The 24,638-nt window shown below is 62.7% G+C and carries 20 protein-coding genes; 10 read left to right on the top strand and 10 right to left on the bottom strand.

Translation table 11 applies throughout. The annotated features are described in order from the left end of the window. Position 1: 1 nt before the first annotated feature. Positions 2–565, top strand: a complete 564-nt coding sequence (locus NMA58_RS02855; protein ID WP_011424275.1) for a biotin transporter BioY — start codon at positions 2–4, stop codon at positions 563–565. Positions 566–761: 196 nt separating this feature from the next. Here NMA58_RS02855 and NMA58_RS02850 read toward each other — a convergent pair whose 3' ends face one another. Together NMA58_RS02850 and NMA58_RS02845 are read right to left on the bottom strand one after the other, a co-directional pair. Next, the gene (locus NMA58_RS02850) at positions 762–1,901 is read right to left on the bottom strand and encodes an acyltransferase family protein (protein WP_434712224.1); all 1,140 of its coding nucleotides are present in this window, start codon (positions 1,899–1,901) and stop codon (positions 762–764) included. Between the two features lie 597 nt (positions 1,902–2,498). Then, positions 2,499–3,392 carry a LysR substrate-binding domain-containing protein gene (locus NMA58_RS02845; protein ID WP_434712223.1) on the bottom strand — a complete coding sequence of 298 codons (894 nt, stop codon included), beginning with the start codon at positions 3,390–3,392 and terminating at the stop codon, positions 2,499–2,501. Positions 3,393–3,624: 232 nt separating this feature from the next. Between NMA58_RS02845 and NMA58_RS02840 the strand changes: the two genes are divergently transcribed. Then, positions 3,625–4,011 (top strand): ectoine synthase, encoded by a 387-nt coding sequence (locus tag NMA58_RS02840; RefSeq protein WP_434712222.1) that lies wholly within the window; start codon positions 3,625–3,627, stop codon positions 4,009–4,011. Between the two features lie 93 nt (positions 4,012–4,104). Here the strand turns inward: NMA58_RS02840 and NMA58_RS02835 are convergent, their stop codons facing one another. The 3 genes from NMA58_RS02835 to NMA58_RS02825 form a co-directional block, all read right to left on the bottom strand. Continuing rightward, positions 4,105–5,454: an SLC13 family permease gene (locus NMA58_RS02835; RefSeq protein ID WP_434712221.1), complete on the bottom strand. Its 1,350-nt coding sequence runs from the start codon at positions 5,452–5,454 to the stop codon at positions 4,105–4,107. A 92-nt stretch (positions 5,455–5,546) separates the two neighbouring features. Next, positions 5,547–7,061 carry a malonate--CoA ligase gene (locus NMA58_RS02830; protein WP_434712219.1) on the bottom strand — a complete coding sequence of 505 codons (1,515 nt, stop codon included), beginning with the start codon at positions 7,059–7,061 and terminating at the stop codon, positions 5,547–5,549. Next, a complete protein-coding gene (locus tag NMA58_RS02825) occupies positions 7,058–8,482 on the bottom strand; it encodes a malonyl-CoA decarboxylase (protein ID WP_434712217.1) in 1,425 nt (474 codons plus the stop codon). The genes NMA58_RS02830 and NMA58_RS02825 overlap by 4 nt, the downstream gene beginning before the upstream one ends. Before the next feature lie 165 nt (positions 8,483–8,647). On the opposite strand from NMA58_RS02825, the gene NMA58_RS02820 reads away from it, so the two are divergent. After that, entirely contained in the window at positions 8,648–9,298 is a 651-nt protein-coding gene (locus NMA58_RS02820) for a GntR family transcriptional regulator (RefSeq protein WP_434712216.1), read from the top strand. Between the two features lie 293 nt (positions 9,299–9,591). On the opposite strand, the gene NMA58_RS02815 is transcribed toward NMA58_RS02820, so the two are convergent. After that, positions 9,592–9,993 carry an acyl-CoA thioesterase gene (locus tag NMA58_RS02815; RefSeq protein WP_085777184.1) on the bottom strand — a complete coding sequence of 134 codons (402 nt, stop codon included), beginning with the start codon at positions 9,991–9,993 and terminating at the stop codon, positions 9,592–9,594. 266 nt (positions 9,994–10,259) lie between these two features. Here NMA58_RS02815 and NMA58_RS02810 point away from each other — a divergent pair, with 266 nt between their 5' ends. From NMA58_RS02810 to NMA58_RS02795, 4 genes are all read left to right on the top strand, one after another. Continuing rightward, complete coding sequence (locus NMA58_RS02810) at positions 10,260–11,195, top strand: histone deacetylase family protein (protein WP_085777183.1); 936 nt, start codon at positions 10,260–10,262, stop codon at positions 11,193–11,195. A gap of 2 nt (positions 11,196–11,197) precedes the next feature. Next, positions 11,198–11,449, top strand: a complete 252-nt coding sequence (locus NMA58_RS02805; RefSeq protein ID WP_039618216.1) for an exodeoxyribonuclease VII small subunit — start codon at positions 11,198–11,200, stop codon at positions 11,447–11,449. Positions 11,450–11,536: 87 nt separating this feature from the next. Further along, positions 11,537–12,304: an SDR family NAD(P)-dependent oxidoreductase gene (locus NMA58_RS02800; RefSeq protein ID WP_430957145.1), complete on the top strand. Its 768-nt coding sequence runs from the start codon at positions 11,537–11,539 to the stop codon at positions 12,302–12,304. A gap of 89 nt (positions 12,305–12,393) precedes the next feature. Further along, a complete protein-coding gene (locus NMA58_RS02795; protein ID WP_434712215.1) occupies positions 12,394–13,317 on the top strand; it encodes a pirin family protein in 924 nt (307 codons plus the stop codon). 25 nt (positions 13,318–13,342) lie between these two features. Here the strand turns inward: NMA58_RS02795 and NMA58_RS02790 are convergent, their stop codons facing one another. Further along, positions 13,343–15,322 carry a phospholipase D-like domain-containing protein gene (locus NMA58_RS02790; RefSeq protein WP_434712214.1) on the bottom strand — a complete coding sequence of 660 codons (1,980 nt, stop codon included), beginning with the start codon at positions 15,320–15,322 and terminating at the stop codon, positions 13,343–13,345. A 264-nt stretch (positions 15,323–15,586) separates the two neighbouring features. Here NMA58_RS02790 and dxs point away from each other — a divergent pair, with 264 nt between their 5' ends. Next, entirely contained in the window at positions 15,587–17,503 is a 1,917-nt protein-coding gene (gene dxs / locus NMA58_RS02785) for a 1-deoxy-D-xylulose-5-phosphate synthase (RefSeq protein WP_085777180.1), read from the top strand. 293 nt (positions 17,504–17,796) lie between these two features. Here the strand turns inward: dxs and NMA58_RS02780 are convergent, their stop codons facing one another. Next, on the bottom strand, positions 17,797–19,740 hold the full coding sequence (locus NMA58_RS02780; protein WP_434712213.1) for a methyl-accepting chemotaxis protein: 1,944 nt from the start codon (positions 19,738–19,740) through the stop codon (positions 17,797–17,799). A gap of 225 nt (positions 19,741–19,965) precedes the next feature. Here NMA58_RS02780 and NMA58_RS02775 point away from each other — a divergent pair, with 225 nt between their 5' ends. Beyond that, positions 19,966–20,751: a TlyA family RNA methyltransferase gene (locus tag NMA58_RS02775; RefSeq protein WP_430957140.1), complete on the top strand. Its 786-nt coding sequence runs from the start codon at positions 19,966–19,968 to the stop codon at positions 20,749–20,751. After that, the gene (locus tag NMA58_RS02770) at positions 20,748–21,998 is read left to right on the top strand and encodes a class I SAM-dependent RNA methyltransferase (RefSeq protein WP_434712211.1); all 1,251 of its coding nucleotides are present in this window, start codon (positions 20,748–20,750) and stop codon (positions 21,996–21,998) included. The genes NMA58_RS02775 and NMA58_RS02770 overlap by 4 nt, the downstream gene beginning before the upstream one ends. A gap of 8 nt (positions 21,999–22,006) precedes the next feature. Here NMA58_RS02770 and NMA58_RS02765 read toward each other — a convergent pair whose 3' ends face one another. After that, a complete protein-coding gene (locus tag NMA58_RS02765) occupies positions 22,007–22,759 on the bottom strand; it encodes a crotonase/enoyl-CoA hydratase family protein (RefSeq protein WP_434712210.1) in 753 nt (250 codons plus the stop codon). 10 nt (positions 22,760–22,769) lie between these two features. After that, positions 22,770–24,545, bottom strand: a complete 1,776-nt coding sequence (locus tag NMA58_RS02760) for an acyl-CoA dehydrogenase (RefSeq protein ID WP_434712208.1) — start codon at positions 24,543–24,545, stop codon at positions 22,770–22,772. Positions 24,546–24,638 lie beyond the last annotated feature (93 nt).

Below are 24,638 nucleotides of genomic sequence, written 5' to 3'. Positions count from 1 at the left end.
GATGAGCACCCGCGACCTCGTCCTTACCGCCCTCTTTGCCGCGATCATCGTGGCGCTCGGCCTGCTGCCGCCGATCTCGCTCGGCTTCATTCCGGTGCCGATCACCGCTCAATCGCTCGGCGTCATGATGGCCGGCGTCGTGCTCGGCGCCCGGCGCGGCGCGATCGCCGTGCTGATCGTGCTGCTGCTCGTCGCGATCGGCCTGCCGGTGCTTTCCGGCGGCCGCGGCGGCCTGGCGATCTTCGCCTCGCCGACGGCTGGCTTCCTCGTCGGCTGGATCTTTGGCGCCTTCGTCACCGGCTATCTCAGCGAGCGCTTGGTCAACCATGGGCAATCCGGCCTGGTGCAGACGGTGAGCTTCTTCCTCGCCGCCATGATCGGCGGCATCGTCGTGCTCTACGCCTTTGGCATCACCTATCTCGCGACCGTCGCAGGCCTCGGCTTCACGAAAGCCTTCGTCGGCTCCATGGCCTTCATTCCGGGCGATGTGATCAAGGCCGTCGTCGCCGCCCTGCTCGGCCGCGCCGTCATGGTCGGCTATCCCCTGCTGCCGGCGCGCGCTTGAGCGTTTAGGGCCTATCCATACCGTCAGTGGCCGCCTTCCATCGAAGGTGGCCACTGCGTATTAGAGGATGTCGCATGGATGCTCGGGGCAAGCCCGAGCAGGACGGAGAGTGGGGTCAAGGTCGAGGCAAGAGCCGAGAAGGGGGAATTCGGACATCATTGCGCCTCGGGCCTACTCCCTCTCCTCAATTTTACCCCTAGACCCGAGACTCCCTCGCCAGAAAAACGGCAGCCCGTTGCCCAAGTCGATCGAGCAATCCTCGCAAAAGGCTCCGCATCGGCGGCTCTCCCCATTTGCATACGGCAAGCGACATGGCGCAGATGATCGCGACGGCCAAAGCCAGTGCCAGCAGCGGCGCCATTCCGCGGGCGGTCAGCCAGTCGAGAAGCTGGACGCCGATGGCGAGATGCAGGAGATAGAGCGGATAGGTCATCGCGCCGAAGGTTTTCACCGATCGAAGCAACAAGGTTGGCAGACGGCTGATCCGCTTGGCATAGCCGACGCTTGCGACGATCGATATCAATCCGGCCAGCCAGATTGCGATTGCGGGAAAGGAGGAGAAAGAATGACCCGCTGCGGCGAGCGTGCGGTCGCTGCTGTTCTCTCCGGCCATGTAGATCTGGGCGCCCCCCGCCGCCAAGGCGCAGAAGAAGCCCAGCCAGGATATCCCACTCATCCGGCCTTGGGACAGCAGCCAGATATAGATGCCGACGGCAAATTGGCAGCCGTAGTAAAAGGGGATGGCCCGCCAGGCGGTCTCGGTGAACATGTCCTGTATGGCTGCATCGGGAACGGCGTAAGACAGCGCGATGAAAGCCGCGCTGGCCAGCGACAGGCCGAGCGCCAGGGCGGACATCCTCGTCTTCTGCCCGGTCGCGCACATGATGAAGACGATGGCGTAGAAGCAAATCTCGCATGCCAGGGTCCAATACTGGCCATCGATCCAGGGCCCCCCGGGATAGAGCGTGATCGAGCGCAGATAGTTCATGAGGATGCGCCAGTTGACGTCCTGTGTGGCAATGACGATCAGCGTCAGCGATGCGCAGATCCATACCGCCGGATAGAGCCGCAGAATACGCCCCTTGAGAAATGACAGGGCGCTGGCGGAAGCGGCGGAATTGACGATGACGAAGCCCGATATGACGAAGAACAATTCGACGCCGACCCATCCGGGCTGGGCGACATTCTCGATCGCCGGCATTTTGTACGGTCTGAGATATAAAGGCGAGGCCCAGGAAGTAAATCCGAGATGGAACACTGTCACCATCAGGGCACATGCAAAGCGCAGTGCGTCGATCCCGTAAATATACGGGTTTCCCGCCGCAGATTTAGCCATATTGATTGTCTCCAACACCTTCGCCCAGCCCGCCTCGACAGACATAGGGCTCAAGTTTCCTGTGACGACCCGTAAATTGGATTGCGTGTCGGATCCGTTCGTCTATTCGCCCGTCAGATCAGTTCCGCAATCCTCGAGGGGGCCTGACATTCCGGCCTATTTGGAGGCCTGGTACGGAGTGGAGTTCGGGCAACAAAAAACCGCCTTGAGGCGGTCGGGCATGCCATCGATTTCCGTTTGATCTAGTCTCCTCCACCGTCCCCGCCACCTCCGTCGCCGCCATCGCAGCCCCCGTCATCAGAGACCTCGAACCCAATTCCGCCATCGCCACCCGAATCGGGACTGCGCCTGGTATTTGCGGTGGTCTGGGCAGTTGTTCCGGCTTTTACCGCGGTTACGGCGAAAGCGAGGAGGCCTGCAACGAGCATGGTCGTCAGAAGATATGAATCCAATCAGTTTCCTTTCGTTTGCTTCAGGAAATCGCGTTTCCTGATCAAAAGGTGTAGATTATTTTTCAATCGCCGCAATAGCACCAATATGAAACTTTCATGACATTTCAGCTCGGGTCAAAACGAGCCAGGCCCCGTGGTTTCCAGCCTATTCCATGGTCGGCGGGCCGCCGGATCGACACTCCGCCGTGAACCATTCCGCAAAGCGGCGAACCGGCTTCTTCGCCCAGGAGCTGGTGATCAGGTAATAGCCTTGAGTCTCTGCCGTCGAAATGTCCGAGAGCACAACGAGGTCGCCGCGATCGATCTCTCGCCGGAACACTTCGACAGGGCATAGTGCGACGCCATGCCCAGCGATTACCGCCGTGGCAAGAATGTTGAAGTCCTGGAATATCGGCCCGCGAAGCGGGTCGGGCGCCGTTATCTCAGCCTTTCGGAACCATTCTTTCCAGCCGTCCATGGATTCATCGTGCAGCAGTTCGGCTGCCGCAAAGGGAACGCCGTCGGCCATCCAGTTTCGCTTTGCCAGATAATGAATGCTGGCCACCGGCTGGTTGCGCCTGGAGAAAAGCAGGCGGCTCTCCCGTCCCCCTGACACGTCTTCTCCCATGGTAATGAGAACATCCAGGCTTTCGTCATCGAAGCGCTCTTCCGCTTTTGCATAGACGATCCTGACATCAAGATCAGGATCGCTCTCCCGAAAAGATGGAAGTGCCGGAACCAGCCAGCGCGACGCGATCGAAGGAATGCATCCCACGGTTATCGAACGCATATTGTGGTCTCTGCGCACGTTGCCGGTGGCGTGGGCGATGGCGGCCAGCGAGCCCGAAACGGCCAGGTAATATTCGACGCCCGCCGGCGTCAGTGCAACGCCGCGTCCGGATTTTTGCAGCAGCTTGCGTCCCATCCATGTCTCCAGATGTTTGATCTGGTGACTGATCGCGGCATGGGTCACGTGCAGTTCGTCTCCGGCCTTTGAAAGACTCATGAGCCGGGCGGTTGCTTCGAAGGCTCTCAATGCGTTCAGCGGCGGCAGTTGCATATGTTCGAATTCCTCACATAAGCAGCAGGATCCATTGGCCACCCGATATGTCGAATCTTTTAGTATCACTCCGAACGTGCCGGAGAATATCCGATCGCCCTCGGCCCGCGCCAGATTATATGTAGAATATTCTAACAAGTCTCTCAAATTAGATCATTTGAAAGAGTCGCGGCTGCAGTGCCTAATGGATCACGGAGATCAAAACATCTCAGCCATTCGCGAGGAGACGAACATGTTTGTGAGAAGCCTGAGAGAAGTCGAGCAGACCGAGCGTTTCGTCGATTGGGGCAATGGCACAAGCCATCGTCTGCTGACCAGGGATGACGGGATGGGGTTTACCGTCTGCCACACCGTTGTTCGCGCCAACACCGAAGCCCTGCTGCAGTACCGCAACCATCTGGAGGCCTGCTACTGCATCCAGGGAGCAGGCGAGGTCGAGGATATGGACGGCAATGTCTTCCACATCCGCGCCGGCGATATCTACGTTCTCGACAAACACGATCGGCACTATTTGCGGGGTGGCAAGGATGAGGATCTCATCCTCGTCAGCGTCTTCAATCCACCATTGAATGGCACGGAACGTCACGATCTAAGCAATAGAAGCGGTTCGGAATACTGAGCCGGCCGCCCCGCCCGCACACCACGCCGTTCAGGTTTTTCGCCGCCGCGGGCGATGGTCCGCGGCGGAAAGCGATGGGTTCGGCGGTGGCCGTCAAACCAGCCCCGGCACGACGAACACCAACCAGGCGACGATCGGGCCGATAATGGCAATCAGCGCGCTATAGATCAGCAGTTGCTTGAGGACCTGCTCTCGCCTGTCATCCGGCGCATTGGCGACCACAAGAGCGCCATTGGTGGAGAAGGGGCTGGTGTCTACGATCGTCGTCGAGATGGCGATGGCGGCGACCACGCCTATGGCGCTGACATGTCCCTGCATGAGGAACGGAACCGCAAGCGGGATGATGGCGCCGAGCAGCGCGGTCGAGGATGCAAAGGCCGAGACGATGGCGCCGGTAAAGCAAAGCAGGAGCGCCACCAGCAGCGGCATGCCGAGACTGGATATGCCGTTCGCGACATAGTCGACCGTACCGGCCTTCTCCATGACGCCGACATAGGTGATGATGCCGGCAATCAAAAGCACGGTCGACCAGCTGACCTTGTCGATGGCCGCCTTCTGGGTCTTCGGGGACAGCAGCGCCAGCGCAACGGCGACGGTCATGGCGACCAGACCGACATTGAACTTGAAAACCAGGGCGCCGATGCCGAGCGCCGTCAGGCCGATCAGGGTGGTGATTCTCTCATTGTTCAGACGCAGCGTCGCCGCCGTATCGGCCGCCGTGCCGTAGGCATGCTCCCGGATCGGCTTTGCCGGCGTGCCGCCGTGGCCCCTGATCGAGGCCGACACGCCCTCGGGATGCAGTTCGGGCAAGGGGCCAGGTGATGTTGCCGGCGCGTGCTTCATGACCTTTGCGCCGCCGAAGGCGAAGAACACCAGCACTGATATCGCCAGGTTGAAGAAAAAGCTCGAGAGAAACAACGACGTCGGAGCGAAAGGCAGGCCGGCCTTCGCGACGATCTGGTTGGTGATGCCGCCATAGATGCTGATCGGTGAAAAGCCGCCTGCCTGGGCGCCGTGGATCACCATGAGACCCATCATCACCGGGTGAATGCGGTACTGAATGGCAAAGCTCAAGGCCACAGGGGCGAGAATGGCCACTGCGGCCGGCCCAAGCGCGCCGAAACCGGTGATGACGGCGGCGACGAGGAACATAACCCAGGGGATCAGGCCGATGCGTCCACGCACCAGGCGCACGGCGCATTCGACCAGCCAGTCGATGGTGCCGTTGATCTGCGCGATGGCGAAGAGGTAGGTGACGGCGACGAGCGTCAGGAACAGATCGCTCGGGAAGCCGGCAAAAATATCGCCGGTCTTCATGCCGATGGTCATGGAGCCGAGAAGGAAGGCGCCGGCAAAAGCAAGCGCGCCCATGTTGATCGGCTGGATCGTCGCAATGATGAACATCGCGACCAGCAGGCCTATGGCCAGTATTTCAATACCCATGATTCCCCTCCCTCCGGCGCCTCCAGCGCCGTAGCTGTTGCGTTCAAGTTTGATGCGGATGCCGACACGCCTCCTCCCAGAGGGCGGTCGCCTTACGTCCTGGTGTAAAGATCGGCGTATTGCTGCCGCAGGATGTTCTTCTGAACCTTGCCCATCGTGTTGCGCGGCAGGTCGTCGGCGAAGATGATGCGTTTGGGTTGCTTGTAGCGCGCGAGGCGGCCTTGGAGGGCGCTGACAATGCTCTTTTCATCCAGGACGGCGCCAGGCTTGCACACGACGACGGCGGTGACGCCTTCGCCGAAATCGGGGTGCGGCACGCCGATCACAGCGCTTTCGACGACACCGTCGATCTGGTCGATCTCGCTCTCGACCTCTTTCGGATAGATGTTGTAGCCGCCCGAAATCACCAGATCCTTGCCGCGGCCGACGATGTGGACATAGCCGTCCCGATCAATCTTGCCGAGATCGCCGCTGATGAAGAAGCCGTCGGCGGTGAATTCGGCCGCGGTTTTCTCCGGCATGCGCCAATAGCCCTTGAAGACGTTCGGCCCCTTGATTTCGATCATGCCGGTTTCTTCAGGCGGCAGCACCTGTCCGGTGGCGGGATCGGTCACCCGCACCGTCACGTCAGGCAGCGGCAAGCCCACCGTCCCGGCAATCCTCTTTCCGTCATAGGGGTTCGACGTGTTCATATTGGTTTCCGTCATGCCGTAGCGCTCGAGAATCGCGTGGCCTGTCCGCGCCTGGAACGCGGTATGCGTCTCTGCCAGCAGCGGCGCCGAGCCTGAGATGAACAGGCGAATGTTGGCCGCCGCCTGTTTGTCGAAGCGCGGGCTTTGCAGGAGACGCACGTAGAAGGTCGGCACGCCCATCAGCATCGTTGCCTGCGGCATCAGCGAAACGACCTCATCGGCGTCGAACTTCGGCAGCAGGAACATCGAGGCGCCGGCGAGCAGCGTGACGTTGGTGGCGACGAAGAGCCCGTGCGTGTGGAAGATCGGCAGGGCATGAATCAGCCGGTCATCTGATGTGACGCGCCAGTAGTCCCGCAGGGTCAGGGCGTTGGAGAGCAGATTTCCATGGGTGAGCATCGCTCCCTTCGAACGGCCCGTTGTTCCCGAGGTGTAGAGGATCGCGGCCAGATCATCGGCGGCGCGCGAGGCATCGACAAAGTCGGCCGGCTCGTCGCGCGCAAGATCGAGCAAAGAGCCGCTACCGTCGGAGTCGAGGGTTTCGACGATCGCGCCGTGGCGTTTGGCGATGGTCTCCACGCCTTCCCGGGCGGCCGGGGCGACGACCACCAGACGCGGCTCCGCATCACCGATGAAATAGTCGAGCTCGGCCAGCGTATAGGCGGTGTTGAGCGGCAGGTAGACGGCACCGCTGCGAAGACAGGCGAGATAGAGGATGAGCGCCTCGGCGCTTTTTTCGACCTGCACCGCAACCCGGTCGCCGGGGCGGATGCCGAGCGTGTCCATCGCGCCGGCGATGCGGCCGGAAAGAGCGAAGGCGTCGTCATAGGTCCATAGGCGGGTGCTATCGATCCGGATGAACGCTGCGTCGCCGGGCGCGGCGGCCCGCATGGCGTCGAAAAGATGGTTGCTCACTTTCGCCCTCCTCCAAGCGTGGAATTCATCAGTTGTACGAATGCTCGAGAGCCCTGCTGGCCATGGCCGCCGCGGCGGCCGTCATCGCTCTGGTTGAGCAGGTTTTTGACGGCGGGCGAGGCGATCACTTCGCCGCGCTGCGCCAGCGCCTCGTGGTTGGCGACGATGTCGTCGAGCTTGTAGAGGTAATTGACCATCAGACCGTGCGCCTGCTGGATAGCCTTGGGCGAGCGGTCGCCGAGGAAATTCAATCGTTCAAGCCGCGCGCCATTGCCGAGATGGAAGCGGGCAACGGGATCGACGGGCCGGCCCTCCGGCGTCCGCTCGGTCAGGAAGTAGCGCGCCGCAAGCGGCAGCAATATGCGCTCCACTTCGGCCGCGCCGTTCTCCTTGCCGGGCCAGTTCGGATCGTCGAGCAAGGCCAGCGTTTTCAGGGCCGCTTCGGATAGAACCAGGCCGTCTGCCGAGGCGCGCACCTTGGCAAGCCAACGGGCAAAGCCCGGGACCGGCGACAGTGTGACGAAATTCTTCAGGCCGGGCAGGTCGCGGCGCAGGTCTTCCACGACCTGCTTGATCAGGAAATTGCCGAAGGAGATGCCGCGCAAGCCATCCTGGCAGTTGGAGATCGAATAGAAGACGGCCGTCGTCGCCTCGTCGGCATTGATCTGCTCCCTGCCCTCATCGAGCACATCGGCGATCGCCTTCGGCACGGATCGGGTAAGCGCCACCTCAACGAAGACGAGCGGCTCGTCGGCCAGTCGCGGATGGAAAAAGGCAAAGCATCGACGGTCGGCCGGCGCCAAGCGACGGCGCAACTCCTCCCAGCTGGCGATCTCATGCACGGCCTCGTATTTGATGATCTTCTCCAGGATGTTTGCCGGCGTCGACCAGTCGATGGGTCGCAGCGTCAGGAAGCCGCGATTGAACCAGGAGCCGAACAGATGCGTGAAGTCGGCATCAAGCGCGTCATAGGCTTCTGATCGGTCTTTGGAAGCAAGCAGCTGCTGACGCATGCGAACGAGCGTGGCGGTGCCGTTCGGCGCGTGATTCAACCGGCGCAGAAGCTCCTGCCGCCGCGGCTCGGCTGCCTGGTGGAGCGCAATAACGGCGGCCGAACTCTTGTCGGTGCGGTAGCGTTCAATCGCCTGGTCGAGCTTGCTCGCATCAGGTCCGAATTTTTCGTGAAGCATCTGGAGGAATGTCTGCGCGCCCTCGCTGTCGAGGGCCTCCCAGCGATCAAGTATCTCGGCCGCAAGGGCCATGCCGGATGCTTCGCCCCGGCTCGACAGCAGCATTTCACAGAGGGTCTGAAGATCGGCTTTGGCGGCGGCCTGTGTGTTGCGCGAGCCGGAAAACAAAAGCTGGCGACCGTGATCCGTGATGCTTTGCAGCATGTCGGTGAAGAAAGACGCCTCGGGCATGCCATTCTCCTCTCTTCCGAAGACCAGCCGTATTGTGCGGCCATTCAGACCATCTGCTTCCCATCGCCGAGCTTCATCGGTAGTATGTAGAGTGTCATCTTTCGTACACGGCGTCAACATTCGTGTATACAAGAATGGCGCTTGTGTATGAAGGATGCGAGACAAATGTCAGAGAATGCCGTCCGGTGGCTTCGGGATGAGATTGAAAACGCGATACTTTCCTACGAGTTCGCCCCCGGTGAACGGCTTGATGAAACGGTGCTTGCCAATCGGTTCGGCGTATCGCGAACGCCGGTGCGCGAGGCGTTGATGCAGCTTGACGCCATCGGGCTGATCGAAATCCGCCCGCGCCGCGGTGCGATCGTGATAGATCCCGGCCCGCACCGGATCTATGAGATGTTCGAGGTGATGGCGGAACTCGAAGGCCTGGCGGGATCGCTCGCCGCACGCCGGCTGGACAAGGCCTCCCGTGAAGCGATCACCGCCACCCACAGCCGCTGCGAACAATCGGCCGGCGCCGGCGACAGCGATGCCTATTATTATGACAATGAGGAATTCCATAAGGCGATCTACGCGGCAAGCCGCAGCGATTTCCTTGAGGAGCAATGCCAGCAATTGCATCGACGCCTGCGGCCGTACCGCCGCCTCCAGCTGCGCGTGCGCAATCGCCTGTCGACCTCCTTCTCGGAACATTGCGCCATCGTCGACGCGATCTTTGCCGGAGATGGAGATGCCGCCCGCCGCCTGCTGCGAACGCACGTGGGCATTCAGGGCGAGAGGTTCAGCGATCTGGTGGCCAGCATGGCGTCGAGATGACGAGAGGCCCAAATTTCAGCCGGCGGAAAGCCGAGCCGCATCGCGGAGATCAAGGAAACCATCTGCGTAAAAACCGCAAGCACCGGGCTCTTACTCTTGAGGTTCATCTCCACGATGAGGGGAAACGAAAGCGTTTTTCTTATTGGGCCAGGCCGAGAGAAGTGCTTTCCAGAAATCCCGCAGCGCCAGAAGCAGCGCGGCTCTCTGTGTTCCATACATGAACGTCACGACGTCGTCGGCGTCCCACCGACCGGTCTCTCGCTCGTCCTTCATCGCTACCTGCCGCAACGCCCCTAATCCAAAAACCCATACAGCCAGTCGCGCGTTTCCTCCGGCAGGGAGGCCGGCTGCTCGTCCTCTCTGTTGCGGGCCTGCCATATGATCTCGACCTCGGCGGCGCGCTCCTCCCCCGTGTCGATCGAAACCAAAAAGCCGATGGAGCGCACGCCGATCTTGTCGATGGCGGCGGTGAAGATTGCCGGCTCGTCATGGTGCAGCGGGCGGTGAAGCATGCAGGAGATCTTGCTGGCGCTATAGAGCGGTTCGTCGTCTACATCGGGCCGTGCCGACCAGAAGCTCGCAATGACGGATTCAGCGTAAGAAATATAGGAGGCCAGGAACATCTTGCCGTTCATATCGACATCGCGAAACGGCACGCGTATTTCCGTCACCCCAGGACGCTTTGACTCACTCATCAACAATACTGCCTTACAACATTCCCCCAAACCGACATTACTGCATAATTCATTGGATCGAAACAGATTTGATTCAAAGCGTTAGAGCCTGGCTTGCAGGTTCTCGAAGGCGCGCCGCGGGTATGACGATGCGATCGGAGCAAATATTGCGAGCAACGGTTCGCGTCCCCGAGCGTGGGCAAGCGCCGCGGGAGCACTTGTTGAAATCGGCGGGCGATGCCCCATCTGCTGTGGAACATGACAGAAGCGGCCGATAGAGTGTCTCCATGAGCACCCGTCTTTACGAACACCCGATCTTCCTGGAACATGTGACGCCCGCCGGACACCCCGAGCGGTCGGACCGGATCCGCGCCATCAACGTCGCGCTGGAGCATCCGAATTTCGAACGGCTGGAGCGCCGGCAGGCGCCGCAGGCGAGCGAGGATGCGGTGCTGCTTGCCCATCCGGAGGAGCATCTTGCCGCTGTCATAAGGGAGATTCCCGAGGAAGAGGATCGGATCAACCAGCTCGAAGCCGATACCTATGCCAGCGTCAAGAGCCTGCAGGCGGCGCTGACCGGCATCGGCGGCGCGATGGCGGCGGTGGACGACGTCTTTTCCGGCCAGGCCGACAATGTCTTCGTCGCCGCCCGTCCGCCCGGGCACCATGCCGAGAAGATGACGGCGATGGGCTTCTGCTTCTTCAACAATGCGGCGATCGCCGCCCGCCATGCGCAGAAGAGGCACGGCGCCGAGCGCGTCGCCATCGTCGATTGGGACGTGCATCACGGCAACGGCACACAGGATATCTTCTGGGACGATGCCTCGGTGCTGTTCTGTTCGACGCATCAGATGCCGCTCTATCCCGGCACCGGCGCCAAGGAGGAGAAGGGCAAGCACAATACCATCGTCAATGCGCCGCTTTCGCCGAATGTCGGCAGCGACCATTTCCGCGAAGCGTTCAAATCGCGCGTGCTGCCGGCGCTCGACGATTTCCGGCCGGATCTGATCATCATCTCCGCCGGCTTCGACGCGCATCACCGTGATCCGCTGGCGCAGATCAATCTGACGGGTGAGGATTTCGACTGGGCGACGGGCAGAGTCCTGGAACTGGCCGACCGGCACGCGAAGAACCGGGTCGTCAGCCTGCTCGAAGGCGGTTATGATCTCGAGGGGCTGGCCGAATCGGCGGGCATGCATATTCTGAGAATGATGAAGGGTTGAGAATGACTGACAGCGCCAAGCCTGAAGTATCAGGCCTTTCCTTCGAAAAGGCGGTCGCCGAACTCGAAAGCATCGTTGCCCGGCTGGAACGCGGCGACGTGGCGCTTGATGAATCCATCGAGATCTATGAGCGCGGCGAAGCGCTGAAGAAACATTGCGAGACGCTGCTTTCGGCGGCCGAGAACCGCATCGAGAAGATCAGGCTCGACCGCGCCGGCAGGCCACAGGGCGTCGAGCCGCTGGACGGCGCCTGAGCGTAGCGAACTCGGCACTTGAAGACGCTTGGCGATCGGCTTTCGGTCGATCTATGATCCCCTTCCGACACCATCAGGGGACAGACAATGACGGACAGATTGAAGGGCAAGGTCGCCATCATCTCGGGCGGCGCGACCGGCATGGGGGGTGCTGCCTCGAAGCTGTTTGCGGCCGAAGGTGCGCGTGTTGCGATCATCGACCGCAATGGTCAGGCGGCCGCCGAGACCGTGAAGCAAATCCGTGATGCCGGCGGCGAGGCCGACTGCTGGACGGCCGATGTCTCGGACGAAGCCGCCGTCAATGCCGCCGTGGCCGGCGTCGAGGAACGCTATGGCGCGGTGACGGTCCTCTTCAATCATGCCGGCACCATCGTCATCAAGCCTTTCCTGGAGACGACGCTTCAGGAATGGGACTGGCTGCACGCCGTCAATGTGCGCTCGATGTTCCTGATGACCAAGGCGGTGCTGCCGAAGATGATCGCCGCCGGCGGCGGATCGATCGTCTGCACCTCGTCGATCTCGGCGGTCGCCGCCACACCGATGGAAGTGCTCTACGACACGACCAAGGGCGCGGTGCATATGTTTGCCCGGGCCATCGCCGTCGAATTCCGCGACCGCAACATCCGCTGCAACGCCGTCTGCCCCGGCTTCATCCGCACGCCGCACGGGCTGCGCGAGGTCGCCGACCTGCAGGCGCTCGGCGTCGATGTCTCGGATGCCGCCATCGCCGCGCAGCAGGGACGGATCGGCGAGCCCGAAGACGTGGCGCGGGCCGCCCTTTATCTCGCCAGCGATGAATCGAGCTTCGTCAATGGCGCTCATCTCTTCGTCGATAACGGCTTCACCGCGATCTGACATCATGGAGCCTCTTCGGCACATCCTGTTGGACGCGCGGCGCTGCAGGGACTATTTGTGGTCGACGTCCCTGCAAGCGGAGATCCCTCATGTCCTTCTTTCCCGGTAAAGATCCCCTGCCCGGCGATGCCTTCGCCTGCGATGCGATCGAGAACCTGATCATTGCGCGCAGCAGCGATATCGGCGGCTTCCAGGTGCGGCGCGCGCTGCCGACGCGGCAGCGGCGGCTGGTCGGGCCGTTCATCTTCTTCGACCGCATGGGACCGGCGATCCTGAAGCCCAATGAGGCGCTCGACGTCAAGCCGCATCCGCATATCGGCCTTTCCACCGTCACCTATCTGTTCGACGGCGAGATCCGCCATCGCGACAGCCTCGGCACGGAAAAAGTCATCCGTCCCGGCGACATCAACCTGATGACGGCAGGCCGCGGCATCGTCCATTCCGAGCGCACGCCGGACAATCTGCGCGGCCACCCGTTGCTGATGTCCGGGCTGCAGACATGGCTCGCGTTGCCCGACGACAAGGAGGAGATTGATCCTTCCTTCGCCCATACGGAAAAGACCGACATGCCGCTGATCGAGACATCAGGGGTGCGCGGCCGGGTCGTCATCGGTTCGTTCGAAGGCATGACATCGCCGGTCGGCACGTTCTCCGACACGCTCTATGTCGATCTCAACCTGCAGCCGGGCGTCCGCTTTCCCTTCGGCGCCGGCCATGAGGAGCGCGCCGTCTACGTGCTGTCGGGCGAGGTGGTCATCGCAGGCGATCGCTTCGCCGCCGATCAGTTGCTGGTCTTCCGGCCCGGCGATCCGATCACGCTGGAAGCCGGCGGCGACGGCTGTCATCTAATGCTCTTCGGCGGCGCGGCGCTGAATTCGAAACGCTATATCTGGTGGAATTTCGTCTCCTCCTCGAAGGAACGGATCGAAAAGGCCAAGGAGGAATGGCGCACCGGCCGTTTCGAAATCGTGCCGGGTGACGAAGAAGAATTCGTGCCTCTGCCGGAGGGGTGACGGCGGCGGATAGGCCGCCTGGAAATCAACCCGCCGCGAAATAGCGCGTCAGCGCCCCCTTCGTGCGATTGACGTAGCCGTCCTGCCAACTGTCGTCGACGTTGAGGAAGCCCGACCAGCCCTTCTTGCCCTGGCGCTTCAGTTCCGCCTCGACCGCACGGAAGCGGTAGTGGTCATAGACATCGAGGATATGCACCGCATAGGCCTCGGCAAGGGCGCGGTCGCCTTTGACGATCAGCATGTTCTCGTCATTGGCGTAGGAAGCCTTGAAACCGAGATTATGGCTGCCGAGGACGACGACGCACTCATCCGATAAGGGATCGATCACCAGCACCTTGTCGTGAATGATGGCGCCGACCTTCTTGGCGGTCAGTTCCTCCGCGCCGAAATCCGCCAGCAGTTGCCGGTCGTCGATGCGCGAGGCCCGGACGATCGAGACATTGGCCTCGTCGAACGTATGCGGTGAGATGGCGTCGACATCGTCGTCCTCGTCATCCGGGTCGTTCTTCCTGCCGGGAACGTAGTTAGGCATGGCCTGCGGGCTGGAAACGGCGCCGGTCACGATCAGCTTCTGGTCCTTGAGGCCGATGTCGATCGCCTCGCCGACGATGCAATCCCTGCCGGACTGTCCGGGATAGAAGGCCAGAAACAGCACCGCATGCTCGGCGCGGCGCATCAGCCGGTAGACCTCGCGAAGGTCGGGCGGTGTATCCTTGCCCTTCCTTCGGCTCTGCATGTTCGGCGAGAACCATGCTTCCACCGAAGCGCCATTGCCGGTGGGCACAATGGACGGCGTCTCGTTCGAGCGACGGAACGCCTTGCTCTGCTGGTTGTCGGGCATGCCGTCGTCGAATTCGACCGGCTCTTCCAGCGTTGCATTGTCTTCCAGCATCCGCTCCCAATAGGAGACATAGGCCGCGGCAACGGCATCGTTCCTGACGATCAGCGCATTGTTGGATTGGCCGGCAAGGCCCGTCGCCGTCCAGTTGGTGCTGCCGGTGAAGACGCTGCGATCCGCGCCGCCAGGCGGAATATGGACGACGAACTTGTTGTGGCCGATCTGACTCGAATTGTTGAACATGCGGTGGTGAATCTCGGCGCCGGCCTCGATCAACGCGTTGCGTGCATGGGCATTGCGCACATCCCAGTCGTCACCGACCTTTCCGGTATTGGCGAGGATGATGCTGAGCTTGTCCTTGTTGGCAAGCAGCAGGTCGAGCAGTTCCTCATCCTCGAGCTCGTAGAGCGCGACGAGGAAGCGGCCAGGCGCATTCATGAAGTCCTTGAGCATGGGAATGACATCGCCGGCAAGATATTTGCGGATGCCGTTTTCCGGATTGGAGATCATGTCGATCAGTTCGTTCGGCTGTTTCACGCCGTCCTCCAAGAGCACGTTTCGCAGCCACTGGGCGGCGAGAATGCCGTTGGTGAAGGTGGACTCGAACTGGCCACGCTTGCGCGTCACATGCACCGGATTGGAGGCGACGGACGGCCCGAGATAACCGAGCGGCCGCGGAGGCCCCTCATAGGCCTTGACCGCGATCTTCTCGAAGGTGCCGTCGAGCTTTTTGATCGGCCGGCCATTTTCATCCCGCTTGTTGATGTCGACGATCTCAGGCGTCGGATCGGGCGCGGCCTGCATGCCCGGCTTCAGGTCGCCGAGCGGGCGGATTTCATAGCGCACGCGGACCTCGTCCGGTCGGCGCTTCATCTCGTTGCGGCGCTTGCGCAGCGTCAGGTCGCGCCAGGACAGCTTCTGCACCGGCCAGAGCGACGTCGTCTGCGGCAGCCAATGCGGATTACGCTGCCCCTTGAAGGCGACCCAGGCGGCGCAGGTCACCCGGTCCTCGCTGCCGTCGGACCTTATCGACACGTTACCCTGTTCGTCGAGATAGACGCGGACGACTTCGAACCCGAGGCACCCGTCGATCTTGGCATCGATGTCCCAGGCCACATAGGCGACCTCGTTGTTCACATAGGCATGCGCTGCAACAATCGTTCCCATGACCCGTCCCCCAGTCAGTCCGGCAACATTGCTACCATTCCGTGTCACATTCAAGCTGTTCGCCAGCGCTTCGCGCATTCGATCGCCCGGGGAAAATCAGGCAAATGCAACTCACAGAAATAGAAAGTGATATCTTCCGAAACCGCTCACACTTTTTTCCGCCATGCTCTAAGGTGAAAACCTTCGGTTCCTGAAATGCACTTGTTTTGCCCCGATCTAATCGAATAAAGCGAAACGAGGAAAAGCAAGAAAGAGCACCCGCCCGTGACACAACTGCCGAAGACTCCCCTGCTCGACCAGGTCATCTATCCAGCCGACCTGCGCAAGCTCGAGGATCGCGAGCTGCCGCAGCTTGCCCGCGAAGTCCGGGACGAAATGATCGATGCGGTGTCGCGCACCGGCGGTCATCTCGGCGCCGGCCTCGGCGTGGTTGAGCTGACGATCGCCATCCACAGTGTCTTCGATACGCCGAACGACCGGCTGATCTTCGATGTCGGCCACCAATGCTATCCGCACAAGATCCTCACCGGCCGGCGCGACCGCATCCGCACGCTGCGCCAGGAAAACGGCCTTTCCGGTTTCACCCGCCGGGCCGAAAGCGAATATGATCCATTCGGGGCGGCGCATTCCTCGACCTCGATCTCGGCCGGCCTCGGCATGGCGATCGCCGCCGATCTGGAGAAGACCGACCGCCGCGTCATCGCCGTCATCGGCGACGGGGCGATGTCGGCCGGCATGGCCTATGAGGCGCTGAACAATGCCGGCGCCCTCGACGCCCGCCTCATCGTCATTCTCAACGACAACGACATGTCGATCGCCCCGCCGACGGGGGCGATGAGTGCCTATCTCGCCCGCCTCGCCTCGGGGCGCACCTATATGGGCTTCCGCGACTTCGGCAAGAAACTGACGGCCTATCTCGGCAAGAACATCGACCGGGCAATCACCCGCGCCGTCGAGCATGCGCGCGGCTACGTCACCGGCGGCACAATGTTCGAGGAGATGGGCTTCTACCATATCGGCCCGATCGACGGGCACTCCTTCGACCACCTGCTGCCGGTGCTGCGCAATGTGCGCGACAATGCCCGCGGACCGGTGCTGATCCACGTCGTCACCCAGAAGGGCAAGGGTTATCCGCCGGCGGAAGCCGCGGCCGACAAATACCATGGCGTCAACAAGTTCGACGTCATCACCGGCGCGCAGGCGCGGGTGAAGCCGAATGCGCCGAGCTATACCAGCGTCTTTGCCGAAGCGCTGGTGCAGGAAGCCGCACTTGACGACAAGATCGTCGGCATCACCGCGGCCATGCCGAATGGCACCGGCCTCGACAAACTCGCCGAGGCCTTTCCGTCGCGCTGTTTTGACGTCGGCATCGCCGAACAACATGCCGTGACCTTCGCCGCCGGGCTTGCGGCGGAAGGCTACAAGCCGTTCGCCGCCCTCTATTCCACCTTCCTGCAGCGCGCCTACGACCAGGTCGTGCACGACGTGGCAATCCAGGGCCTGCCGGTGCGTTTCCCGATCGATCGCGCCGGCTTCGTCGGCGCCGACGGGCCGACCCATGCCGGCTCCTTCGACACAGCCTTCCTCGCCACCCTGCCCGGCTTCGTGGTGATGGCGGCGGCCGACGAGGCTGAACTCAAACATATGGTGCGCACGGCCGCCGCCTATGACGCCGGCCCGATCTCCTTCCGCTATCCCCGCGGCGAAGGTGTGGGCGTCGACATGCCGGCGCGCGGCGAAATCCTGCAGATCGGCAAGGGCCGCATCGTCAAGGAAGGCACCAAGGTGGCGCTGCTCTCCTTCGGCACCCGGCTTGCCGACTGTCTGCTTGCCGGCGAGGATCTCGACGCCGCCGGGTTGTCGACAACGGTCGCCGACGCGCGTTTCGCCAAACCGCTCGACCACGACCTGATCCGCCAGCTCGCCCGCCACCACGAGATGCTGATCACCGTCGAGGAAGGCTCGGTCGGGGGCTTCGGCAGCCAGGTGATGCAGTACCTTTCGAGCGAAGGCCTGCTCGACAACGGGCTGAAGATCCGCTCGCTTGTTATGCCCGATATCTGGATGGAGCAGGCCAAGCCCGAGGCGATGAACGCTCATGCGGGATTGGATCGCGCCGGGATTGTTTCGACGGTGTTCCGGGCGCTTGGACGCGGGGTTGCCGTTGGAGTGGCGGGGTAAGTGATCGGCCGAGGGTGCGCCGCCCCTCATCCGCCTGCCGGCACCGACCGGGGTCGAGCCACGGGTCTCGACCCGTCCTTCGGACCCCCGTAAACGGGGCGAAGGGACCATGCCGCACCCTCTCCGTTCTCCATTAACCTTTCGCAGGGCACGTCCCCTCGCCCCGTTTACGGGGAGAGGGTAAGGGTGAGGGGCAGTTTCTTGCTCGCACCTATGCCAATCTTCTCAATAAAAAAGGGCAGCACATCACTGCGCCGCCCTCTTCCTTAGCCGTTCCTTCCGAAAGCGCGCTCTCAGAACTCCGTCCAGTCCTCCTGAACCGCAACCGCAGCGCTCGCCTGTTTGCCGCCGAAGGCCTTGGTGACCTTGCTGGCGAGTGCGCGGGCCGGTGAGGCGATGGGGCGCGAGGCCGGCGTTGCGGCTGCCGTCCTCTGGACCGGAGCGGCAGGCTCGGTTCCGAGCTTGAACTGGCGCAGCAGCTCGTCCAGGGCGCTTGCTTCCTGGGCAAGCGCATGGCTTGCAGCGGTCTGCTGCTCGACCATCGCCGCATTCTGCTGCGTGCCCTGATCCATGTTGTTGACGGCGGTGTTGATCTCCTGCAGGCCGATCGACTGTTCGCGCGTGGCGGTGACGATCGCGTTGACGTTGCGGTTGATCTCCTGCACCTCGGCGACGATGGCTTCCAGCGCCTTACCGGTCTCGCCGACCAGCGTGACGCCGGTTTGCACATGCGTGCCGGAATTGGTGATCAGGTCCTTGATTTCCTTTGCAGCCTTGGCGGAACGCTGCGCCAGCTCGCGCACTTCCTGGGCGACGACTGCAAAGCCCTTGCCTGCCTCGCCGGCGCGTGCCGCTTCGACGCCGGCGTTCAGCGCCAGGAGGTTGGTCTGGAAGGCGATGTCGTCGATGACGCCGATGATGTTGGAGATTTCGCCGGAGGATTTTTCGATCTGCTGCATGGCCGAGACCGCCTTGCGGACGACATCGCCGGATTTTTCGGCGCCGAGGCGGGTGCGCTCGACGAGATTGCCGACATCCTCGGCGCGCTTGGCGCTGTCGCGCACCGTCGTCGTCACCTGCTCGAGCGCTGCAGCGGTCTCTTCGACGGCTGCGGCTTGCTGCTCGGTGCGATGGGCAAGATCGTCGGCAGCCGAGCGGATTTCGCCAGCGCCTGCATTGATAGCCGAGGCATTGCGGCCGACCGACTGAAGTGCCGCCTGCAGCTTTTCGACGGCGTGGTTGAAGTCGTTGCGCAGGCTGTCATATTGCGGCGCGAACGGCGTCTGGATGCGGGCAGCGACATCGCCGACGGCAAGGCCGGCAAGGCCACCGGCCAGAGCGTCGACGGCATAGCGGAGCTCGCCTTCTTCGCGCGCCTTCTGCTCATCGCTTGCCTGGCGCTGGCGCTCTGCATCGTCGCGCATGCGGTCGGTTTCCCCGGCAAGACGCAGCTTCTCGATCGCCGCCTGCTTGAAGACCAGGACCGACTGGGCCATGCGGCCGATCTCGTCGCCGCGTTCGACAGCCGGAACCTCGATATCGTTCTGGCCGCCGGCGAGCCGGTCCATGGCAGCGGTCATGCCGACGACCGGGCGGACGATGGTGCGCGACATCAGCCAGGCAAGAATGGCGGCGGCTAGCGATGCGACGATGCCACCGGCAAGCAGCGTCGTCGTCAGATCGCTGTTGGCCTCGGCCCGGATCGCCGCGAGCGCATTCGACTTTTCGCGGGCGGTGGCCTTGATCTTGGCGGACGCCTGGCGGAAACCATCGAGCTGACCCTTGGCGGCGTTGACGCCGATCTTGACGACCTCTTCGATCGGCATGTCGGTTTCCTTGCGCGCCTTGGTCTGCGGTTCGGCAAGTTCATGGAAATAAAGGTCGGCCGCCTTCTGCATGCCGTCGATCATCTCGACCAGCTGCGGCTCGCCGGCCGCGGTCTGCTTGGCGGCGGCGATCGCCTTCAGCATGCGCTCGCGATTGGCGAAGACATCGCCATAGGTGCTGTCGCTGCGAAAGAGAATGAAGCCGCGCAGGTTGACCGCCTGCTCGAGCATGGCCTGCAGCGCATCGTCGATCTGGTTGACGAGCAGCTCCGATTTTTCCTGCTCGGCGGACGCGACCGCCGATGCCGTCGCCTTGGAAAAGACGAAAGCCGAAACGGACACGAAGATCAGAATGAGGGCTGCGAACGTGGCCGCAAGCTTCCCATTCAAGGATATGTTTTTAACAGACATCGGTGAGTTCTCCTGGCGACAGTCGGCGCGGCGAGAGACAGTCGCGCGCAAGGCGCAACCGCAGAGACTTGGAATTGGAAACATGATCGGCGGAAGACGCCTGCGCCTTCATGGCACGAAGCGGTTCGGACCAACCGCTGCAATCGTGCCGACCCTATGCGGACAGGCTTTAAATTTGTTTAAATTGCGGATCGCAGGAATTGCCCTGCAACCGGCAGGAATAAAATGCTTGCAAGCGGCGGCTTTGCCGGTCATTCACAGCCGATGTCCGATCAAAACAGCCAACGCCTCGACCAGCTTCTCGTCTCCCGCGGCCTCTTTGCCAGCCGCTCTCGGGCGCGCGACGCCGTGCAGCGCGGCACGGTCCGGATCGCCGGTGAGGTGGTAACCAAGGCCGGCGCGCTCTTCGGCGACGATGCCGATATCGAGATCGACGACCCGGCGCAGGCTTACGTCTCGCGCGCCGCCCTGAAGCTTGCGGCCGCTCTCGACCATTTCCGGCTTGATCCGGCCGGCCATCACTGTCTCGATATCGGCGCCTCCACCGGCGGCTTCACGGAAGTGCTGCTGCTCAGGGGCGCCCGGCACGTCACCGCAATCGATGTCGGCCATGGGCAGATGCATCCGCGGCTATCCGGCGATCCGCGGGTGACGAACCGCGAAGGCCTCAACGCCCGCAGTCTCAGCGCCGACGATATCGGCGAGCCCGCCACCTTCATCGTCTCCGATGTCTCCTTCATCTCGTTGAAGCTGGCGCTGGCTCCGGCGCTCGATCTTGCCGCGCCGGGCGCCGCCGCCGTGCTGCTGGTCAAGCCGCAGTTCGAGGCCGGGCGCGAGGCGATCGGCAAGGGCGGGCTTTTGAAGGATCCCTCGTCTGCTCCGGCCGTCGCATCCGAATTGGAGCGCTGGTTCACCGAGGACATGGGCTGGAAAAGCCTCGGCCTCATTCCCTCCCCGATATCAGGCGGCGACGGCAATCGGGAATATCTTTTGGCAGGATTGAAACCGTGAGCACCGAAACCGTCACGATCGAAAAACTCGGCGCCCAGGGCGACGGCATCGCAAGCGACGCCGGCGGGCCTGTCTACGTGCCCTTTTCCCTGCCTGGGGAAACCGTGGCGATCGCCCGCGTCAAGAGCCATGGCACGATCATGTCGATCGCAGCGCCCTCACCCGACCGGCAGGAGCCGCCCTGCCGGCATTTCGGTCCGGACGGCATCAACGGCACCTGCGGCGGCTGCACGCTGCAGCATCTGGCCGACGGCCCCTACCGCGCCTTCAAGCGCCAGCTGGTCATCGACGCGCTGAAATCCAAGGGGCTGACGCCTGAGGTCGGCGAAATCGTCCCGGCTCACCCGGGCGAGCGACGGCGCGTGGTGTTTGCGGCGCGCAGGACCGAGAAGGACATGCTGATCGGTTTCAATCAGGCCGAAAGCCACCACATCGTCGCCATCGAGGAATGTCCGATCTCATCGCCGGGCATCGTCGTCCGGCTGCCGGCGATCAAGGCGATCGCTGCGTCGCTCGCGACCAGCGCCGAAGCCTTCCGGATCGCCGTGCTTGAAACGCTCTCCGGACTCGATGTAGCGGTCGACGAAATCAAGAAACTCTCCGACCCGCAGCGGCGCAAGGCGATCGAGACGGTGCTGGCCTTGCGCGGCATTGCCCGCGTGACGGTGAATGGAGAAATCCTGGTCGAGCCATCGAAGCCGCTCCTCGATTTCGGCGGTGTCTCGGTTTCGCCGCCGGCCGGCGGCTTTGCCCAGGCGACCAAGCCGGCGGAAGAGGCGATGGCGGAGCTGGTGCTCGCCCATGCCGGCAAATCAAAACGGATCGCCGACCTCTTTGCCGGCACCGGAACGTTTTCGCTCCGGCTGGCGCGGATCGGCCGCGTGCATGCGGTCGAAGCCGAGGGCAAGGCGCTTACAGCCCTCGACCAGGCCGCCCGCAAAACTCCGGGCCTGAAGCCCGTGACGATCGATAGGCGTGATCTCTTCCGACGTCCGCTGATGACGCAGGAGCTGAAGCCCTATGACATGGTCGTCTTCGATCCGCCGCGCGCCGGCGCGGAGTTCCAGTGCAGAGAGCTCGCCCGATCGGCGGTCAAAAAGATCGCGGCCGTCAGCTGCAATCCGCTGACCTTGGCGCGCGATCTCGCGATCCTCGTCGAGGGCGGCTACCGCATCACCGGGGTGACGCCGATCGACCAGTTCCTCTGGACCTCGCATGTCGAGGTCGTGGCGACGCTGGAGAAGTAGAGTTCGCTTCAGCGACGCATGAAGGCCTCGAAAGCGGCCCGCGCCTCTGCACTTTTCAGCCGGGCGGAGAAATGGCGTGCCTCTTCGTCGATACGGGCGATGATTTCTTCCCGCGGCCCGCGGATGAGTTCACGGGCGATCCTCAGCGCTTCCGGCGGCTTGGCGGCAAGCTTTGCGGCGGCGGCCAGCGTCTGGCTTTCAACCTCTTCCGGCGTCGTCACCTTCCAGACAAGCCCGGCCTCCCGTGCCTCCTCGGCGCTGAAGGCCTCTCCGGCAGCGAGCATGGCAAAAGCCCGCTGGTGACCCATGATGCGCGGAGCAATCAAGCTCGACGCAGCTTCCGGCACCAGAGCCAGATCGACGAAGGGCGTGCGGAACTGGCTGCGGTCGGAAGCGATCGTCAGGTCACAATGCAGGTTGAGGGTCGTGCCGATGCCGATCGCCAGGCCGTCGACCCCGGAGACCAGCGGCTTTTCGGATCTGACGAGCGCGTAGAGAAAATCGATCAGTTCCTCTCCCATGCCGCCGCCCATGGCGACGGCCAGAAAATCGCCGATGTCGTTGCCGGCCGAAAAGCTGCCTTCAGTGCCGAGGAAGACCGTCACCCTGATCGTCGCGTCCGCATTGGCGGCATTCAGCGCATCGGTCATGGTGCGGTACATCGCCCGCGTAAAGGCATTCTTCTTTTCCGGTCGGTTGAAGCGGATGAGTTGGACGCCCGGATGGGCGGAAGGCTGCTCGACGACGATATGATCAGTCATGGGGATCTCCTCAGGCAAGCAGAATGCGGGCGGCGGCAAGGCTTGCCGCGCCGTTGACGACCCGGTCGCGAAGGGCTGCGGTCTCGGCAAGCAGGTTTTCAGCGGCGAAGCGGCAGAGCGCGATGCGGCCCTCGGCTTTGCCGTCGCCGCTCTCGGCCAGGCCACCCTTGGCGAGATAACAGCCGGTGAGCACCAGCCCGAACAGGCGCTGATAGGGCGTGGCGCCGGCGAGCGCTTCCGCGGTCCTGTCATCTGCCAGCGCCTTCAGAAGCCAGGTGGTGGCCTGCTCCAGGTCGGCGACGGCTGCATCGAGGCGCGCGGCCGTCTCGCCGAAACCATCGAAATTCGAGCGGCGGACATCGTCGGCGATCCCCTTCAACTCGGCGATGAAGCCTTTTACCTGATCGCCGCTTGAAAGCGGCAGCTTGCGGGTAACGAGATCGATCGCCTGGATGCCGTTGGTGCCCTCGTAGATCGGCGCGATGCGGGCGTCGCGGAGATAGCGCGCCGCACCGGTCTCCTCGATGAAGCCCATGCCGCCATGCACCTGGATGCCAAGCGAGGCGACCTCGACGCCGGCATCGGTCGAAAAGGACTTGGCGATCGGCGTCAAAAGGGCGGCACGCTCCTGCCAATGGCCGCCGTCGGGTGCCCGGCGGGACATGTCGATCGCGTGGGCGCAGGCATAGGAGATGGCGCGCGAGCCTTGGGTCAGCGCCTTCATGGTCAGGAGCATGCGGGCGACATCGGGATGTTCAATGATCGGGCTCATGCCGGCGCCTGACCAGCCCGGGGCCTTGCCCTGCGTGCGTTCGCTTGCATAGGCGATAGCCTTCTGAGTGGCGGCCTCGGCGATCGCCACGCCCTGCATGCCGACGGCGAGGCGCGCATTGTTCATCATCGTGAACATGCAGGCGAGCCCCTTGTGCTCCTCGCCGACCAGCCAGCCGATCGCCCCCTTTTCGTCGCCGAACCGGCCGTCGCCATAGATCATCGTGCAAGTCGGCGAACCGTGGATGCCGAGCTTGTGCTCCAGCGCGTGGCAGAAGAGATCGTTGCGGGGCCCAAGCGAGCCGTCGTCGTTCACCAGGAATTTCGGCACCAGGAAGAGCGAGATGCCGCGCGTGCCGGCCGGTGCATCCGGCAGCCGCGCCAGCACCAGATGGATGATGTTGTCGGCAGCGTCGTGTTCGCCCCAGGTGATGAAGATCTTCTGACCCGATATGCGATAGCTGCCGTCGGGCCTACGTTCGGCACGGGCCTTCAGGACGCCGAGATCGGAACCGGCATGCGGCTCGGTCAGGTTCATGGTGCCTGTCCACTCGCCCGACACCATCTTCGCCAGATATTTCTCCTTGAGCGCGGCGCTGCCATGGGTGCTGACCGCCTCGATGGCGCCCATGGTCAGCGTCGGAGCGAGCGCAAAGGCCATGGATCCGGAATTCCACATTTCGAGAGCCGCGACATTCAGCATGTCAGGCAAGGCCTGGCCGCCGAAAGCCTCCGGCGCCGTCAGGCCGTTCCAGCCACCGGCAATCCAGCTGCGGTAGAGATCACGCCAGCCATCCGGCAGCCGGACCTCGCCATCGACGAGGCGGGCGCCCTGGCGGTCACCGATCTCGGCGAGCGGCGCCACCTCCTCTGTGGCAAAACGTCCCGCCTCGGCCAGGATGGCGTCGACGAGATCCTCGCCGAGATCGTCAAAAAGACCGTTCGACATCGCCTCGCCCATGCCGGCTACATGCTTCAATGTGAACGCGATTTCCTCAACGGGCGCCTTGTACATGCTTTCTCCTCCGTCGGGTGCCTGCACCTCATGCAAAGCCCTCCCCGGCAAGGGCTAGTTGATTTTTACGTAAACGTCAATTTTGATTCATAC

This window comes from Rhizobium sp. YTUHZ045 (genome assembly GCF_051124255.1).
Lineage (GTDB): Bacteria > Pseudomonadota > Alphaproteobacteria > Rhizobiales > Rhizobiaceae > Rhizobium.
The sequence above is the reverse complement of the archived record's forward strand: the minus strand, read 5'-3'. Positions and strand labels throughout refer to the sequence as shown.

Bases quoted from the DNA above. Each gene is read 5' to 3' on its own strand.
- NMA58_RS02855 (WP_011424275.1), top strand. From the start codon at position 2: ATGAGCACCCGCGACCTCGTCCTTACCGCCCTCTTTGCCGCGATCATC.
- NMA58_RS02850 (WP_434712224.1), bottom strand. From the start codon at position 1,901: ATGGCTAAATCTGCGGCGGGAAACCCGTATATTTACGGGATCGACGCA.
- NMA58_RS02845 (WP_434712223.1), bottom strand. From the start codon at position 3,392: ATGCAACTGCCGCCGCTGAACGCATTGAGAGCCTTCGAAGCAACCGCC.
- NMA58_RS02840 (WP_434712222.1), top strand. From the start codon at position 3,625: ATGTTTGTGAGAAGCCTGAGAGAAGTCGAGCAGACCGAGCGTTTCGTC.
- NMA58_RS02835 (WP_434712221.1), bottom strand. From the start codon at position 5,454: ATGGGTATTGAAATACTGGCCATAGGCCTGCTGGTCGCGATGTTCATC.
- NMA58_RS02825 (WP_434712217.1), bottom strand. From the start codon at position 8,482: ATGCCCGAGGCGTCTTTCTTCACCGACATGCTGCAAAGCATCACGGAT.
- NMA58_RS02820 (WP_434712216.1), top strand. From the start codon at position 8,648: ATGTCAGAGAATGCCGTCCGGTGGCTTCGGGATGAGATTGAAAACGCG.
- NMA58_RS02815 (WP_085777184.1), bottom strand. From the start codon at position 9,993: ATGAGTGAGTCAAAGCGTCCTGGGGTGACGGAAATACGCGTGCCGTTT.
- NMA58_RS02810 (WP_085777183.1), top strand. From the start codon at position 10,260: ATGAGCACCCGTCTTTACGAACACCCGATCTTCCTGGAACATGTGACG.
- NMA58_RS02805 (WP_039618216.1), top strand. From the start codon at position 11,198: ATGACTGACAGCGCCAAGCCTGAAGTATCAGGCCTTTCCTTCGAAAAG.
- NMA58_RS02800 (WP_430957145.1), top strand. From the start codon at position 11,537: ATGACGGACAGATTGAAGGGCAAGGTCGCCATCATCTCGGGCGGCGCG.
- NMA58_RS02795 (WP_434712215.1), top strand. From the start codon at position 12,394: ATGTCCTTCTTTCCCGGTAAAGATCCCCTGCCCGGCGATGCCTTCGCC.
- NMA58_RS02790 (WP_434712214.1), bottom strand. From the start codon at position 15,322: ATGGGAACGATTGTTGCAGCGCATGCCTATGTGAACAACGAGGTCGCC.
- NMA58_RS02780 (WP_434712213.1), bottom strand. From the start codon at position 19,740: ATGTCTGTTAAAAACATATCCTTGAATGGGAAGCTTGCGGCCACGTTC.
- NMA58_RS02775 (WP_430957140.1), top strand. From the start codon at position 19,966: ATGCTTGCAAGCGGCGGCTTTGCCGGTCATTCACAGCCGATGTCCGAT.
- NMA58_RS02765 (WP_434712210.1), bottom strand. From the start codon at position 22,759: ATGACTGATCATATCGTCGTCGAGCAGCCTTCCGCCCATCCGGGCGTC.
- NMA58_RS02760 (WP_434712208.1), bottom strand. From the start codon at position 24,545: ATGTACAAGGCGCCCGTTGAGGAAATCGCGTTCACATTGAAGCATGTA.